At 64.3% G+C, this 15,607-nt stretch carries 10 protein-coding genes; 2 read left to right on the top strand and 8 right to left on the bottom strand.

Annotation, left to right across the window (positions count from 1 at the left end):
* Positions 1-19 precede the first annotated feature (19 nt).
* The gene (locus ABIG06_RS30440) at positions 20-1,411 is read right to left on the bottom strand and encodes an efflux RND transporter periplasmic adaptor subunit (protein ID WP_370139702.1); all 1,392 of its coding nucleotides are present in this window, start codon (positions 1,409-1,411) and stop codon (positions 20-22) included.
* A complete protein-coding gene (locus ABIG06_RS30435) occupies positions 1,401-2,873 on the bottom strand; it encodes an efflux transporter outer membrane subunit (RefSeq protein ID WP_370139701.1) in 1,473 nt (490 codons plus the stop codon). Before ABIG06_RS30435 ends, ABIG06_RS30440 begins: the two co-directional genes overlap by 11 nt.
* A 724-nt stretch (positions 2,874-3,597) precedes the next feature.
* On the opposite strand from ABIG06_RS30435, the gene ABIG06_RS30430 reads away from it, so the two are divergent.
* A complete protein-coding gene (locus tag ABIG06_RS30430; protein ID WP_370139700.1) occupies positions 3,598-4,632 on the top strand; it encodes a cysteine synthase A in 1,035 nt (344 codons plus the stop codon).
* A 59-nt stretch (positions 4,633-4,691) separates the two neighbouring features.
* Here ABIG06_RS30430 and ABIG06_RS30425 read toward each other — a convergent pair whose 3' ends face one another.
* The 6 genes from ABIG06_RS30425 to ABIG06_RS30400 form a co-directional block, all read right to left on the bottom strand.
* Positions 4,692-6,935 (bottom strand): tetratricopeptide repeat protein, encoded by a 2,244-nt coding sequence (locus ABIG06_RS30425; protein WP_424578467.1) that lies wholly within the window; start codon positions 6,933-6,935, stop codon positions 4,692-4,694.
* A 121-nt stretch (positions 6,936-7,056) separates the two neighbouring features.
* A complete protein-coding gene (locus tag ABIG06_RS30420) occupies positions 7,057-9,297 on the bottom strand; it encodes a tetratricopeptide repeat protein (RefSeq protein WP_370139698.1) in 2,241 nt (746 codons plus the stop codon).
* A 101-nt stretch (positions 9,298-9,398) separates the two neighbouring features.
* Entirely contained in the window at positions 9,399-10,136 is a 738-nt protein-coding gene (locus ABIG06_RS30415; RefSeq protein WP_124160902.1) for an amino acid ABC transporter ATP-binding protein, read from the bottom strand.
* 11 nt (positions 10,137-10,147) lie between these two features.
* Positions 10,148-11,668, bottom strand: coding sequence for an amino acid ABC transporter permease (locus ABIG06_RS30410; RefSeq protein ID WP_370139697.1), 1,521 nt, complete (start codon positions 11,666-11,668; stop codon positions 10,148-10,150).
* Positions 11,665-12,870, bottom strand: coding sequence for an amino acid ABC transporter permease (locus ABIG06_RS30405; protein WP_370139696.1), 1,206 nt, complete (start codon positions 12,868-12,870; stop codon positions 11,665-11,667). The genes ABIG06_RS30410 and ABIG06_RS30405 overlap by 4 nt, the downstream gene beginning before the upstream one ends.
* 20 nt (positions 12,871-12,890) lie before the next feature.
* Positions 12,891-13,907, bottom strand: coding sequence for an amino acid ABC transporter substrate-binding protein (locus ABIG06_RS30400; RefSeq protein ID WP_370139695.1), 1,017 nt, complete (start codon positions 13,905-13,907; stop codon positions 12,891-12,893).
* A gap of 395 nt (positions 13,908-14,302) precedes the next feature.
* On the opposite strand from ABIG06_RS30400, the gene metC reads away from it, so the two are divergent.
* Entirely contained in the window at positions 14,303-15,487 is a 1,185-nt protein-coding gene (metC, locus tag ABIG06_RS30395) for a cystathionine beta-lyase (RefSeq protein ID WP_124160898.1), read from the top strand.
* Positions 15,488-15,607: the final 120 nt, after the last annotated feature.

The following is a 15,607-nucleotide window of genomic DNA, read 5'->3' as shown; positions in this document are numbered from 1 at the left end:
CAAGCGGCTGTTGTCGGGATCATGGCTGCTTGGCTCCGCTTCCCGATGCCCCCGGCCGCGGTGCCGGCCCGGTCTGTCCCTTCTGGTCGCCTTCGCTGCTCTTCCGCTTGGCACGGAACTCGCCGTCCTTGCCTTGCGAATCCTTCTGGCCTTCTTTGGCACCATCCTTCTTCTGGGCGTCAGGCCCGCGCGAGCGCTTGCGCGGAGCGAGATCCGCCGAGGGGGTCTGGTCGTCGCGGCCCACCATCACCTTGGATCCATCGGACAGATTGGCAAAGCCCGTGGTCACGACCTTGTCGCTCGCCGACAGGCCGCTGGCGACCACGGCGTCATGCTCGTTCTGCTGGGTCACCGTCACGGGCTTGGCCGAGACGATGTTGTCCTCGCCGATGACGTAGCTGAAGGTCCCGATCGGACCGCGCTGCACCGCAGAGGTCGGCACCACCAACGCCTGCGTCAAGGTCTCGACCTTGAGGCGGACATTGACGAACTGGCCCGGCCAGAGCTGGTAATTGGCGTTGGGAAATTCGGCCTTGAGCTTGAGCGTGCCGGTAGTCTGGTCGACCTGGTTGTCGATGCCGGTGAGCTTGCCGGTGTCGATCACGGCGATGCCGTCATTGCCGAACACGTCGACCGCGAGCGGGCCCTTTGCGGCAGCCGCGTTGACGCGCATGATCTGCTGCTGCGGCAGGCTGAACCACACCGCGATCGGCTGCAATTGCGTGATCACCACGAGGCCGGTGGTGTCGGAGGCGTGGACGATGTTGCCCTGGTCGACCTGGCGCAGGCCGACCCGGCCCGAGATCGGCGCCACGATCTTGGTGTAGCTCAGCGTCGCGGCCGCGTTGTCGATCGCGGCCTGGTCGGCTTTCACCAGCGCCTCGGTCTGCGCCACCAGCGCGCGCTGGGTATCGGCCTGCTGCTTGGAGCCGGCATTGGAGGCGGCGAGCTGCTCGTAGCGGGCGAGATCGATGCGCTGATTGGCAAGCTGGGCCTGGTCCTGCGCCTTCTTGGCCACCGCCTGGTCGTACTGCGCCTGATAGATAGCCGGATCGATCTCGCCGAGCACGTCACCCTTCTTGACGTCCTGGCCCTCCTTGAAGTTGACCGCGATCAGCTTGCCGTCGACCTGCGAGCGCACGGTCACGGTGTTGAGCGCGCGGATCGCTCCGACGCCGTCGAGATAGACCGGCACGTCCTGGATGCGCGGCGTTGCGGCCAGCACGGGCACCGGCAGATCGGGGCGCTGATTGCGGTTGTTGGCTTGCTGCTGATGCGTGACGATCCAGCCGAGATAGCCAAGGCCGCCCAGGATCGCGAGCGTGATCAGGGTCATGACGAAGCCGCGGCCGCGCGATTTGTTCGCCGTCCCCTCTTCCGCGCCCTGCTTCGTATCCGGCTTAAAGAGCATTGACCGGTTTCTCCATTCGCGGCTCCCAACCGCCGCCGAGCGCCTGGTACAGGCTGACGATGGCGAGAAGCCGTGCGAGTTGGGCCTGCGACAGCACGTCTTCCGCCTGGAACAGGGTCAGTTGGGTGTTGAGCACGGTCACGATGTCGGCAGTGCCGGCGCGCAATTGCTGCTCCGACAGGTCGAAGGCGCGGCGCGAGGCCGCAACGACATCGCGCTGCAATTGCAGCCGGATCGTGGTCTGCTTGATCGAGAAAAGCGCATTGTCGACGTCGGCAAAGGCCTGGACGATGGTCTTGCGGTAGGTCTGGAGCAGCTCGTCCTGCCGCGCCTTGGCAAATTCGAAATTGCCGAGGATCCTGCCGCCGTCGAAGATCGGCTGCGTGGCGCTGCCGACGAGCTGGAAGAAGGCCGCGTGCGGCTGGAACAGCGAGACAAGCGCCGAGCTCTGATAGCCGCCATTACCGGTGAGCTGGATGGTCGGAAAGAACTGCGCGCGGGCATTGCCGATATTCGCGGTGGCCGAGGCGAGCTGGGCCTCCTGCCGGCGAATGTCGGGGCGCTGCGTCAGCAGCTCGGACGGCAGGCCGGGCGTCACGCGTGGGATCGCGATCCGGTCCAGCGAGCCGCCGAGCACGCGCACGCTCTCCGGCGGGCGCGAGACCAGCACCGCGAGCGCGTTGATGTTCTGGTCGAGCGTCTGGCGCAGTGGCGGCACCAGGGCCTTCTGGTTCGCAAGCACGCTCTCTTGCTGGGCGACATCGAGATCAGTGCCGGTACCGGCCTTGCGGCGCTCCCTGACCGCATCGAGAATGCGCTGCGCGCTCGCGATGTTGCGCTGTGAGGTCCTGATGCGATCCTGCGAGGCCAGCACCTGGAAATAGGCGTTGGCGACCGCTGCGAGCGTCGTCAGTGCGACAGTGTCGCGATCGAAGCGGTTGGCATTCGCGGTCTCCTCCGCCGTCTGCAGCGCGTCGCGGTTCTGACCCCAGAAGTCGAGCTGATAGCTCGCGCTGAGCGAGGCCGAATAATTGACGACCTCGCGCCCGCCGATGGACAGACCGGAAGCGCTCGAACCCGAGGTGCGCGAATAGGTTTCCGAGCCGGCTGTGGACAGGCTCGGCAGCAGCGCCGCGCCCGCCTGCCGCGCCTGGGCATCGGCTTGGACGATGCGCGAAACGGCGGCGGCGATGTCGAGGTTGACGGTCTGCGCCTCTTCCATCAGCTGCGTCAGCTCGGTTGAACGGAAGCCCCGCCACCAATCCAGCGACGGCGGCGCATCACGCTTGCCCGCATATTTGTACTGCGTGGGAACGTCGAGCGCGGGATCGGGAAGATCCTGGGTCAGCACACAACCACCCGAGCCGATGGTGAGGCACAGTACCGCAAGCCAACGCGCCCGAAATGCAGACCCTAGAGACCGCCGTACGGCGATCGCCGGAACATGCTGTGTCACATCCACCCCCCGCCGGGCAGATCGAGCCGCCACCGCGCAGCCGGATTAGCCGATTCGCGGCAGGACGGTCGGGGGGCTTTTGGCAACTCGTTCACAGGCGATGCTTTCTGCGGAACCTTGAGCTTCATACTAGCCGGACGCGGAACAGGGGGACAGTGCCGCAGTTGCGAGATGCCCGTGCCAATGAGCGGGCAGCGAACTAACAAGGGTACAAAATGTGCTTGTCTCGCAGTGATTTTTCTCAATACGAAACGTCGGGAAGCCTGATCAAGCTTACCAAGATTTCATGTGATATTGCTGCCACACCCCGGTGCTGAGCCCCTCAATCCGACTGCACCACGCGGCTTCGGCCCGGTCGCGTCCTCTGGTCACCTCACAAGATCGTCAATTTGCGGAAAGCCAAGCCGTCCATCGTGCCGATATTTCGTCGGCTTTCCACACGCTGCCCATGCTGCGAACTCGACCCGTCTCGCCCACGGCAAAAATTGCTCGCAAGACCGCTCATGACGAGCGTCATCGTTTCGTGCTCTGACGGAGTTCGGTCATTTCCTCCTATCGATATCCGGCCTCGTGCCCGAGCGCATCATCGCCGGACTCGCCTCTCGGAATATCACCGTCTGGGCGGGCGTTTCGGTCCGGTTCGCCGCAGCGCAAAAGCCTTCCCCTTTGGGCTCCCAGGCACTAGGTTCTGGCCAAAGCTGATCAACCCCTTGTAGTGATTTCCCCTGACATGACCATTCGAAATGACGTTGTCGAAGCCATCGGCAACACCCCACTGATCAAGCTGAAGCGCGCCTCGGAACTGACCGGATGCACCATTCTCGGCAAGGCCGAGTTCATGAATCCGGGCCAGTCGGTCAAGGACCGCGCCGGCAAATGGATGATCCTGGAGGCGGAGAAGCGCGGCGAGCTCCAGCCCGGCGGTCTCGTGGTGGAAGCGACCGCCGGCAATACCGGCATCGGGCTCGCGGTCGTGGCGAGCGCGCGCGGCTACCGCACCCTGATCGTGATCCCGGAGACGCAGAGCCAGGAAAAGAAGGACTTTCTGAAGCTGTGCGGCGCCGAGCTGATCGAGGTGCCGGCCCTGCCCTATGCCAATCCCAACAACTACCAGCATGTCGGCCGGCGGCTCGCCGACGAGCTGCGCAAGACCGAGCCGAACGGCGTACTGTTTGCCGATCAGTGGAACAATCTGGACAATGCCAAGGCGCATTACGAATCCACCGGCCCCGAGATCTGGGAGCAGACCGGCGGCAAGGTCGACGGCTTCGTCTGCTCGGTCGGTAGCGGCGGCACGCTGGCCGGCGTCAGCCGCTATCTGAAAGAGAAGAACAAGAACATCCGCATCGCCTGCGCCGATCCGCACGGCGCCGGCATGTACGAATATTTCAGGACCGGTGAGGCCAAGGCGACGCCCGGCGGCTCGATCACCGAGGGCATCGGCCTCAACCGCGCCACGGCGATCGTCGAGACAGCCAAGGTCGACGATACTCATCTCATTCCCGATGCCGAAGCCGTCAGCGCGATCTACGAGCTGCTGCAGCATGAAGGCTTGTGCCTCGGCGGCTCGACCGGCATCAACGTCGTCGGCGCGATGCGCCTTGCCAAGCAGCTCGGGCCTGGCAAGACGATCGTCACCGTGCTGTGCGATTCCGGCAGCCGCTACCTGTCGAAGCTGTTCAACGCGGACTTCATGCGGGCCAAGAACCTGCCGGTGCCTGAGTGGTTGGAGAAGCGCAGCAACATCAAGCCGCCCTTCGTCTAATCATCGCAGCAATCCTACGTCGGCGAGGCGCGCCGCAAGGCATCCCCAGCTCGGTACGCTTATGCGACTTCGCCGCGTTCCGAGGCCGCGGCACAATAGTCGCGCCAGAACTGCCGATAGCCCGCCTCGACCTTGCGCGTGTAGATCTCGACATTGCCGGCGGCCGAGGCCGCGATTCTAGCCGGCAGTTCCGCCCGCAGCTTCGCCAGATGAACCGGCTGCGCCGCATATCTGCACGCGATCGCGGCGTAACCCTCGTCGTCCTCGGCGACCCAGTCCTCGAGACCCACGGCCGCCACGATGGAGCCGCCGGCGCGCGAGGATGCGCCATGGCCGAGCTTGGCGACGACCGGAACGCCCGCATAGAGCGATTCCCACGTGCTGATGCCGCCGTTCTGCGGGAAGGTATCGAGCGAGATGTCGACCTGCGCGAAGGCCAGCAGATGCTCGTGGCGCGAGGTCGAGCCCATGCAGGTGATATTCTCTGCGGCGATGCCGTGCGCCACGAACCGCGCGACCAGGCTGTCGCGCAGCAAGGGATCGTCAAGCAGTCCGTGCTTGATGATGATCTTCGATCCGGGCACCTCGCGCATCACCTTCGACCACACAAGGATGGCCTCGTCCGAGATCTTGTAGATGCGGTTGAACACGCCGAAGGTCACATGGCCGTTGCGGAGCATGGGCAGTTCCGACATCGGCACGTCCAGCACGGGCTCGATCGTGATCAGGCATGGCAGATCGTGAACCTTCTCGGCCAGCAGATAGCGCGCCGAATGCGGAATGAAGACCGGATCGGCGAGCACGTAGTCCATGGTCTGAAGGCCGGTTCCCGTCGCATGTCCGAAACCCGTGACCTGGATGGGCGCGGGCTTCCGGGCAAACACATGGAGCCTGTTGCCGGTCGTGTGGCCTGATACGTCGATCAGCACATCGACCTTGTCGGCCTGAATACGATCGGCCAGCTCGTCGTCCGAGAGCTGTCCGGCGTCGACCCAGACGTCCGCCAAAGGCTTGAAGCGTTCGGTCATCTCATCCGGCAACGGAAAGCAGGAATAGCAGATGATCTCGAATCTGGCGTGATCATGATGGCGCAGCACCGGCAACAAGGTGAGCGCGGCCGAGTGGTTCCTGAATTCAGACGCGACATATCCGACCACGATCCGCTTGTCCGGATCGAGCTCCCGCGGCGCGAGCGTCCTTCGCGGCAAATTGGCGCCGACCGCATCCCACCAGGATTTTCGCGCCGCCTGCTGGACCGCGAAACCGGCCTCCGAAAGGTAGTCCAGCAGGAAAATCTTGCGCTCGATGGCGTCCGCATAGTCCGGCCTGAGCTCCAGCGCCTTGTCGAGATGCTCGAGCGCCGTCGCGATGTCTCCCTGGCTCGCATGACACGACGCCAGCAGTGCCATGCCGATCTCGGAGCGCGGATTTTCCTCGAGCAAGGTCTTCACGGCCGAAATCGCCTTCGCCGTATTCCCCAGGAGAATGTTGACTTGCGCCTTCCCGCGCAGCGCCAGCTCGAGCGTGGGCGATTGCGCCAGCGCGGCATCGAAGTCCGCGGCGGCCTGCGGCAGCCGCGACAGATCGAAGTTGAGCCGTCCGCGCTGGGCCAGCATCCTCGCCGAATTGGGCTTGATCGCCAGTCCCGCCGCGAGCGCGGCTTCGGCCTCGTCGAAGTGCCGGAGCTCGACGCTCAGCATCCCCTTGCCGGCGATCGCTTCGCCATGACGCGGCTGAAACAACAGGGCGCGGTCGAAACTCTCCCTGGCGCGGTCGAACTGGCCCATCATCAGTTCGGCCATGCCCCGATTGCAGAACGCATCGGCATAGTCCGGCTTCAGCTTGATGGCGCGATCGTGCAGTTCGATGGCCTGCTCGGCGAGCTTCATGTGCAGCAGGGTATTGCCGAGATTGGTCAGCGCGAGCGGAAAGTTCGGCTTCAGCGCGATCGCCCTCTCCTGGCACCTGCGCGCATCCTCGAATCTCTTCAGGTCGAAGTACACGGTCGCGAGGTTGCTGTGGGCTTCGTGCGAACGCGGATCGAGCGCAATCGCACGCTCGAGCAGCTGCTGCGCCTCGGCCAGGCGACGGCCGTCATGGGCGCACAGGCCGAGCAAATGCGTGGCATCGAAATGATCCGGAAGCGCCTTCAGGATCCCGCGGCAAAGCGCCTCGGTCTCCGCATATCGGCCCTGGCCATAGGCGCTCGCCGCGGCGGAGATGACGGCATCCGCCTGCTTAACCAGTTTCTTCTGCAATCGCGCGTTCTGGAATGCGCGGGCGCCGGCGCCGCTGCTCTGCAAGGTTGCTCTCCGAAGGATGGCCGCATGGAGAGTCTAGCTGATTCGCCGCGAAGGCCGCCCGGTCGGCTGGAGCAGCGAAGCCCCGGGGTTTCCCGGTGCTCGGGGCAAGACTCGCCCCGGCCTACGCTACGTCCCCGCCTTCCGGGGCCGCGACGCAATAGTCCCGCCAGAACTGGCGATACCCCGCCTCGACCTTGCGCGTGTAGGTCTCGACATTGCCGGCAGGCGAGGCTGCGATCCGGGCCGGCAATTCTGCGCGCAGCTTCGCCAGATGGGCGGGCTGCGCCGCATATTTGCAGGCGAGTGCGGCATAGCCGTCGTCATCCTCGGCGACCCAGTCGCCAAGACCCACGGCAGAAAGGATCGACCCGCCGGCGCGCGACGAGGCGCCGCTCCCGAGCTTGGCGACGACGGGAACGCCGGCATAGAGCGATTCCCAGGTGCTGATGCCGCCGTTTTGCGGGAAGGTATCCAGCGAAATGTCGACATCAGCAAAAGCCCGCAGATGCTCCTCGCGCGGGGTCGAGCCCATGCAGACGACGTTGTCTTCGGCGATACCCTGTTCGACGAACCGCGCAATCAGGCGGTCGCGCAGCATGGGATCGTCCAGCAGTCCGTTCTTGATGATGATCTTCGATCCGGTCACCGTGCGCATCACCTTCGACCACACACCGATGGCCTCGTCCGAGATCTTGAAGATGCGGTTGAATACGCCGAAGGTCACGTGGCCGTTGCGGAGCATGGGGAGCTCCGAAGGCTGCGCATCCAGGATGGGATCGATCGTGATCAGGCACGGCAGATCGTGAACCTTCTCAGCCAGCAGATGGCGCGCGGATGGCGGAATGAAGATCGGATCCGCGAGCACGTAGTCCATGGTCCGAAGGCCGGTCCCGGTGGCATGCCCGAAACCCGTGACCTGGATGGGCGCAGGCTTGCGGGCAAAGACGTGGAGCCTGCTGCCGGTCGTATGCCCCGACACGTCGATCAGAATATCGATGCCATCGGCCTGGATGCGATCGGCCAGTTCGTCGTCCGAAAGCTGCGCGGCATCGACCCAGACGTCCGCCAAAGGCTTGAACCGTTCGGTCATCTCGTCCTGCGACGGCCAGCAGGAATAGCAGACGATCTTGAACCTGGCGTGATCGTGATGGCGCAGCACCGGCAACAGGGAGTACGCTGCCGAGTGGCGCCTGAATTCGGACGCGACATAGCCGATCACGATCCGCCGGTCCGGATCGAGATTGCGCAGCGCCGGCGTCCTTCGCGGAAGCTTGGCGCCGATCGCATCCCACCAGTATCGTCGCGCCGCCTGCTGGGCTACGAAGTCGGCCTGCGGCAGATAATCCAGCACGAAGATCTTGTATCCGATCGCCTCCGGAAAGTCCGGCGCGATCTCCAGCGCCGCATCGAGATGCTCGAGCGCAGTCGCGATGTCTCCCTGGTTCACATGGCAAGCCGCAAGGAGCGCCAATCCCATCTCGGATCGCGGATTGACCTCCAGCAGCGTCTTGACGCCCACCATCGCCCGCGCCGTGTTCCCCACCAGGATGTCGATTTGCGCCCTCCAGCACAGCGCGAGCTCGAGACGTGGCGATTGTGCCAGCGCGGCATCGAGGTCCGCGGCCGCCTGCTCCAGCCGAGACCGGCTTAAATTGAGCCGTCCGCGCTGCAGCAGAATCCTCGATGACCCCGGCTTGATCGCTAGCGCTGCGTCGAAGGCGGCGGCCGCCTCCTCGAAGTGCCTGAGTTCGAGGCTCACCATGCCCTTGCCGGCGATTGCCTCGGCATGACGCGGCTGTAACGACAGGGCGCGATCGAAGCTCTCTTTGGCGCGTTCGAACTTGCCGGTCATTAGCTCCGCCATGCCGCGGTTGCAAAATGCGTCGGCATAGTCCGGCTTCAGCCTGAGTGCGCGTTCGTGCAGCCCGATCGCGTCTTCGCCAAGGCCGATGTGCAGCAGCGTATTGCCGAGATTGGTCAGGGTGATGGGACAATTCGGCTTCAGCGCAATGGCTTTCTCCTGGCATGCGCGGGCGTCCTGAAATTTCTCGACCGCGAAATACACGGCCCCGAGATTGCCATGGGCATCGGGCGAACGCGGCTCTAGCGCAACCGCACGTTCGAGCAGAAATTCCGCCTCATCGAGCCGGCCGCCGTCGAACGCGCGCAAGCCGAGCAGGTGCGTGGCGTGGAAATGATCCGGAACCTCCTTCAAAATCTCGCGGCAGAGTTCCTCGGCCTCGGCAAGTCGGCCCTGCCCGAGTGCCTCGATCGCGAAGGACATGACGGCGTCCGCCTGCTTCCTCAACTTCTTCTGCAATCGCGCGTTCTGGTATGCGCGCGCGCCGAGACTGCTCTGCAAAGTTTCTCTCCGGAGGATGGTTCGGAAAGAGACGAGCTGATTCGCATGGTGCCAAGCTTGCGCGGGCAGTCAGACCGGCGAGGCCACCGGATTGCGTGTGCTCACCGCAGGATCTGGCTGAGGAACAGTTTCGTGCGGGCATGCTGCGGGGCGGCGAAGAACTCCCTCGGCGTGTTCGCCTCGATGATCTGGCCGGCGTCCATGAACACCACGCGGTTGGCGACCTCGCGGGCAAATCCCATCTCGTGAGTGACGACCAGCATGGTCATGCCCTCCTCGGCGAGGTCGACCATGGTGTCGAGGACCTCCTTGACCATCTCGGGGTCGAGCGCCGAGGTCGGCTCGTCGAACAGCATCACCTTCGGGTTCATGGTCAGCGCACGGGCGATCGCGACGCGCTGCTGCTGGCCGCCGGACATCTGCCCCGGAAACTTGTTGGCTTGGTGCGGGATCTTGACCCGCTCGAGGAATTTCATCGCGGCCGCCTCGGCATCCTTCTTTGGGATGTTGCGGACCCAGATCGGCGCCAGCGTGCAATTGTCGAGCACGGTCAGATGCGGAAACAGATTGAAGCTCTGGAACACCATGCCGACTTCGCGGCGCACGGCGTCCACGTGCTTGAGGTTGGGACCGAGCTCGATGCCGTCGACGACGATCTCGCCCTCCTGGAACTCCTCCAGCGCATTGATGCAGCGGATCAAGGTCGACTTGCCCGAGCCCGAGGGCCCGCAGATCACGATGCGCTCACCCTTATTGACCGCCAGATCGATGTCACGCAGCACGTGGAATTCGCCGTACCATTTGTTCAGGCCGGAGATCTTGACGATGGGGCCGGACATGGTGACCTCGATCAGTTGCGCCGGTGGGCGTTGAGGCGGTGCTCGACGAACAGCGAGTAGCGCGACATGCCAAAGCAGAAGATGAAGTAGATGATCCCGGCGAAGGCGAAGCCGGTGAACGCGGTCGACGGCGTCGACCATTTCGGATCCGAGAACGAGGCGCGAAGCGAGCCCAGGAGGTCGAACAGTGCCACGATCGAGACCAGCGAGGTATCCTTGAACAGCGAGATGAAGCTGTTGACGAGGTTCGGAATGACGTGACGGAGCGCCTGCGGCAGCACGATCAGCGAGGTCGTTTTCCACCAGGACAGGCCGAGAGCCGCGGCGGCCTCGCCCTGCCCGCGCGGGATCGCGGCGAGCCCGCCGCGGACGTTCTCGGCCTGATAGGCGCCGGTGAACAGCGCGATGCCAATCAGCGCCCGGACCAGGCCGTCGACGGTGAAATTGCCGGGCAGGAACAGGGGCAGCATGTAGGTGGCGAAGAACAGCACCGTGATCAGCGGCACGCCGCGCCAGAACTCGATGAAGGCGATCGAGAAGATCCGGATCAAGGGAATGGTGGAGCGGCGGCCCAGCGCCAGCGCGATCCCGATCGGCAGCGAGGTGACGATGCCGGTGACGGAGACTACCAGCGTCACCAAAAGGCCGCCCCACAGATTCGTCGTTACGACCGGCAATCCCCCACGGTCGAGCCCCATCAGCTGGATGACGATCGCGACGGCAATGAACGTGGCGATGCTGGCTGCCAGAGCCCGCCCGCCGGTACGAACGCCGCCGCCAAGCACAAAGGCGATGAGACAGACAATCGCGGCGGTGATGGCGAAATCGGCCCAGACCGGCTGGCCCATCGTCTGGACGTAATCGCGCAGCCAGGTGAGCGGAAAGATCAGCCAGGAGATCGCCGTGCCGATCAGCACGATGAGGCTGCCGACAACCCACAGCAACGGTGCGACGGCGGACGTCTTGCTGAGATTGAGCAGCGCCTGCCCGGCACCGATGATGCTCTCCTCGAACAATTGCAGCAGGCCGGCAATCCAGCTCAGGCCGAAGCCCTTGATGCCGCCGCCGTGCAGCAGGAAGAATGCGACCACCGGAAAGGCGACGAAGAACAGGCTGGCGTTCAGGCCCTTCGCCGGCAGCCGCGGCGTGAGCAGCGGCAACAGCAGGACGAGCGCGAGCAAAAATGTCAGATTCACGCGCCAGCGCTCGGCCTCGGGGTAGAAGCCGTAGATCAGTTGCGGGAGTTTCGCCTGGATGTAGGGCCAGCAGGCGCCGACCGCAAAGCCGGCGTTTTCGGTCAGGCAGGCGGTGCGGTCCTGGCCGCTCCAGACCGCATCGACCATCAGGAACTTGACGGAAGGAACGATGGTGAACCAGAGCAGCAGGGCGCCCAGGATCGTGAGCAGGATATTGGTCGGCGAGTTGAACAGGCGCGTGCGCATCAGGCCGATGAAGCCCGTGGTCTTGACCGGCGCGGGACGCTCGGCGAGCAGGTCCTGGCGGACGAAGCTGCTTGAGGTGATGTCGGTCATGCGCCGAGACTCCGGCTGACGCGCCAACCGTAGACGCTCATGAGGGCGCTGGTGAGGAGCGAGATCAGGAGATAGATGCCCATCGTCATCGCGATGATCTCGATCGCCTGCCCGGTCTGGCTCAGCGACGTGCCGGCGAACACGGACACCAGGTCAGGATAGCCGATCGCGACCGCCAGCGACGAGTTCTTGGTGAGATTGAGGTACTGGTTGGTCAGCGGCGGCACGATGACGCGCATGGCCTGCGGCACGACGATCAGGCGGAGGGTGGCGCCGCGGCTGAGACCGAGCGAGGATCCCGCCTCCATCTGCCCCTTGTGAACGGACAGGATGCCGGCGCGCACGATCTCGGCGATGAAGGCGGCGGTGTAGGTCGACAGCGCGACCGTCAGCGCCACGAACTCCGGGATGATGCGCGAGCCACCGGCAAAGTTGAATCCCTTGAGCTGTGGCATCTCGAAGCTCAGCGGCAGACCCGATACCAGCATGGTGACGAGCGGCAGTCCGAACAGCAGGCCCAGGACATAAGGCCAGATCCGGACCATCCGCCCCTGCCGAAACAGCGCGCGCCGCGCATAGAAGCGCAGAGCCAGTGACGCCACGATGCCGAGCGCCAGCATCGCCAGGAAAGGCTCGAGGCCGCTCTCGCCGACCGGCCGCGGAATCACCAGACCGCGATTGCTGATGAAGGTGATGCCGAGCAGCGAAATGCTCTGCCGCGGATTGGGCAGGGCCGCGAGCACCGCAAGGTACCAGAACAGGATCTGGAACAGGAGCGGAAGGTTGCGGATGACCTCGACATAGATCTCGCCGACGCGCGACAACAGCCAATTGGGCGACAGCCGGCACAGCGCGACGATGAAGCCGATCACGGTGGCGAAGACGATGCCCACCACGGAGACCACGAGCGTGTTCAGCAAGCCGACCACGAACACGCGCAGGAACGTGTCCGAGCCGGTATAGGGAATCAGGGTCTGGTTGACGTCGAAACCGGCATTGTTCCTGAGGAAGCCGAAGCCGGCGGCGATGTGCTGGTTCTCGAGGTTGGCGCGAGCATTGGAGACGATCTCATAGCCCATCCAGCCCAGGATCGCCGCGAAGGCAAACTGGACGGCAACGCCGTTCCAGCCTGCCTTGCCGCCCAGAATGCGCCGGATCTTCAGCGCGATCTGGGGCGGCGGTTTTCGGGCCTCGGTGCTCATGCCGTTGCCGGCCGGGGCGATCAGCGGATCGGCGGCGCGTACTGAAGACCGCCCTTGTTCCAGAGATTGTTGAGTCCGCGATTGATGGCGAGCGGCGAGCTCGCGCCGACGTTGCGATCGAACACCTCGCCGTAATTGCCGACTGCCTTCACGATCCGCACCACCCAATCCTTGGTCAGGCCGAGCTGTTCGCCGAAATTGCCGTCGCTGCCGAGCACGCGCTTCAGCTCAGGATTTTCCAGCTTCGCCTTCTCGTCGACGTTCTTCGAGGTCACGCCGAGCTCTTCAGCGGTGATCATCGCAAACAGCGTCCATTTCACGATGTCGAACCACTGGTCGTCGCCGTGGCGCACCATCGGACCGAGCGGCTCCTTCGAGATGATCTCGGGCAGCACCATGTGGTCGTTGGGCTTGGCAAGCTTCAGACGATTGGCGTACAGGCCCGACTGGTCGGTGGTGAAGACGTCGCAGCGGCCGGCTTCATAAGCCTTGACGGTTTCGTCGTTGGTGGCGAACGCGATCACCTCGTACTTCATGTTGTTGGCCTTGAAGTAGTCGGCGAGATTCTGCTCGGTGGTGGTGCCGGTCTGCACGCAGACCGACGCGCTGTTGAGCTCGAGCGCCGAATTCACCTTCAGCGACTTCTTCACCATGAAGCCCTGCCCGTCATAATAGGTCACGCCGGTGAAGTTGGCGCCGAGCGAGGTGTCGCGCGAGATGGTCCAGGTGGTGTTGCGCGAGAGCACGTCGATCTCGCCGGATTGCAGCGCCGTGAACCGGTCCTTGGCGGACAGCGGCACGTACTTGACCTTGGTCGGATCGTTGAAGATCGCGCCGGCAATGGCGCGGCAGACGTCGACGTCGATGCCGGTCCAGTTGCCCTTGTCATCGGGCGAGGAGAAGCCGGGCAAGCCCTGACTGACGCCGCAGGACAGCATGCCCCGGTCCTTGACGGTCTTGAGCGTTTGCGCATCGGCAGCTTCGGCAGAGAGGCCGGCGGCGAGAGCAAGGGTGAGAGCCAGGGTTACGCGTTTCATGGGCTTTGGGCCTTTCAAGGTCGTCTCAAGGTCAGGAATGTTGTCTTTGGGGTCATCTCTGCCAGGGCTAATCGTAGCAAGGCTAGCCCTGCAAGAGTCATGCTGGAAAACCCTGCCGAACACCCGCCGATCCCGAGAGGCCATACCTTAATCCCCATCGCAGGCGCCCGCCATTGCAGCTGCGGCGCAAGGGTCCGGTCGGACATTGGATCGAAGGTCGCGGCAGGCCCCCAACATGCGGCGACTGAATAGCACCTGCGCATCACAGAACGACTGGCCTGCCGGGTCAAGGGGTTGACGAGACTCTTCTGTGTTCTGTTATTAACGACGACGGCCTTTCGGCTAGCCCCCGGGCGCAGCGCGCCCGGTGGAAACGCGATTTTGAAAGCAGGCGCATGGATTCCTCGCCCCCCCAAGAGCAGCACGCCGAGACCCGGCTGGTCACCTCCGGCCGCGACACCAAGGCGCAGAAGGGGTTCGTCAATCCGCCGGTGTTCCACGGCTCGACCGTGCTCTATCCGACCGCCGAGGACCTGCACGCCCATCGCGGCGAGTTCACCTATGGCCGCCACGGCACCCCGACGACCAGAGCGTTCCAGGACACGCTGATGGCGCTGGAGGGGCCGCAATGCGCCGGCGTCGGCATCGTGCCGTCCGGACTTTCGGCGATCTCCACCGCCCTCCTCTCGGTGCTGAAGACCGGCGACCATATTCTGGTCGTCGACAACGTCTATCGGCCTTCACGCAATTTCTGCAATGGCATGCTCGCCCGCTATGGCGTCGAGACCACCTATTTCGATCCGCTGATCGGCGCGGGCATCGACAAGCTGTTCAGGCCCAACACGCGTGCGGTGCTGGTCGAGGCGCCGGGCTCGCAGTCGTTCGAGATGCCAGACATCCGCGCCATCGCCGAGGTCGCCCATGCCCGCGGCGCGCTCGTCATCGACGACAACACCTGGGCGACCCCGCTCTATCACCGCTCACTCGAGCAGGGTGTCGACATCAGCATGCAGGCAGCCACCAAATATATCGGCGGCCATTCCGACATCATGTTCGGCACGATCTCTGCCAATGCCAAGGCTTGGCCACAGATCAACGAGGGCATCCGCCTGCTCGGCGTCTGCGCCGGCCCCGACGACGTCTTCCTGGCGCTGCGCGGACTGCGTACGCTGTCGGTGCGATTGGCGCAGCATCATCGCTCCGGGCTCGACATGGCGCGCTGGCTCGCTGCCAGGCCCGAGGTCGCGCGCGTGCTGCATCCGGGGCTCGAAACCGATCCCGGCCATGCGATCTGGAAGCGCGACTTCACCGGTGCGTCAGGCCTGTTCAGCATCGTGCTGAAGCCGGCACCGCAGAAGGCGGTCGACACCATGCTCGATACGCTGAAGCTGTTCGGCATGGGCTTCTCCTGGGGCGGCTTCGAGAGCCTCGTGATTCCCTTCGATTGCGATGCCTATCGCACCGCGACCAAATGGGCGCCCGGCGGCCCGACGCTGCGTCTGCACATCGGGCTGGAGAGCGTCGACGACCTCAAGGCCGATCTCGATCGGGGCTTCGCTGCCCTGGAAGCGGCAATGTGAGCCTGCTCGCAAGGCAGCGTGCCTCGGGACACGGCAATCGCGCTCCGGCGGCCGCGCAATCGCGCGCCGTTGGAACGCGCCGCTGCCGTAAACGTTAACGCCGATGCGCCGACAAAGGGT

The organism is Bradyrhizobium sp. USDA 326 (assembly GCF_049739485.1).
In the GTDB taxonomy this organism is placed as follows: Bacteria; Pseudomonadota; Alphaproteobacteria; order Rhizobiales; family Xanthobacteraceae; genus Bradyrhizobium.
The sequence above is the reverse complement of the archived record's forward strand: the minus strand, read 5'-3'. Positions and strand labels throughout refer to the sequence as shown.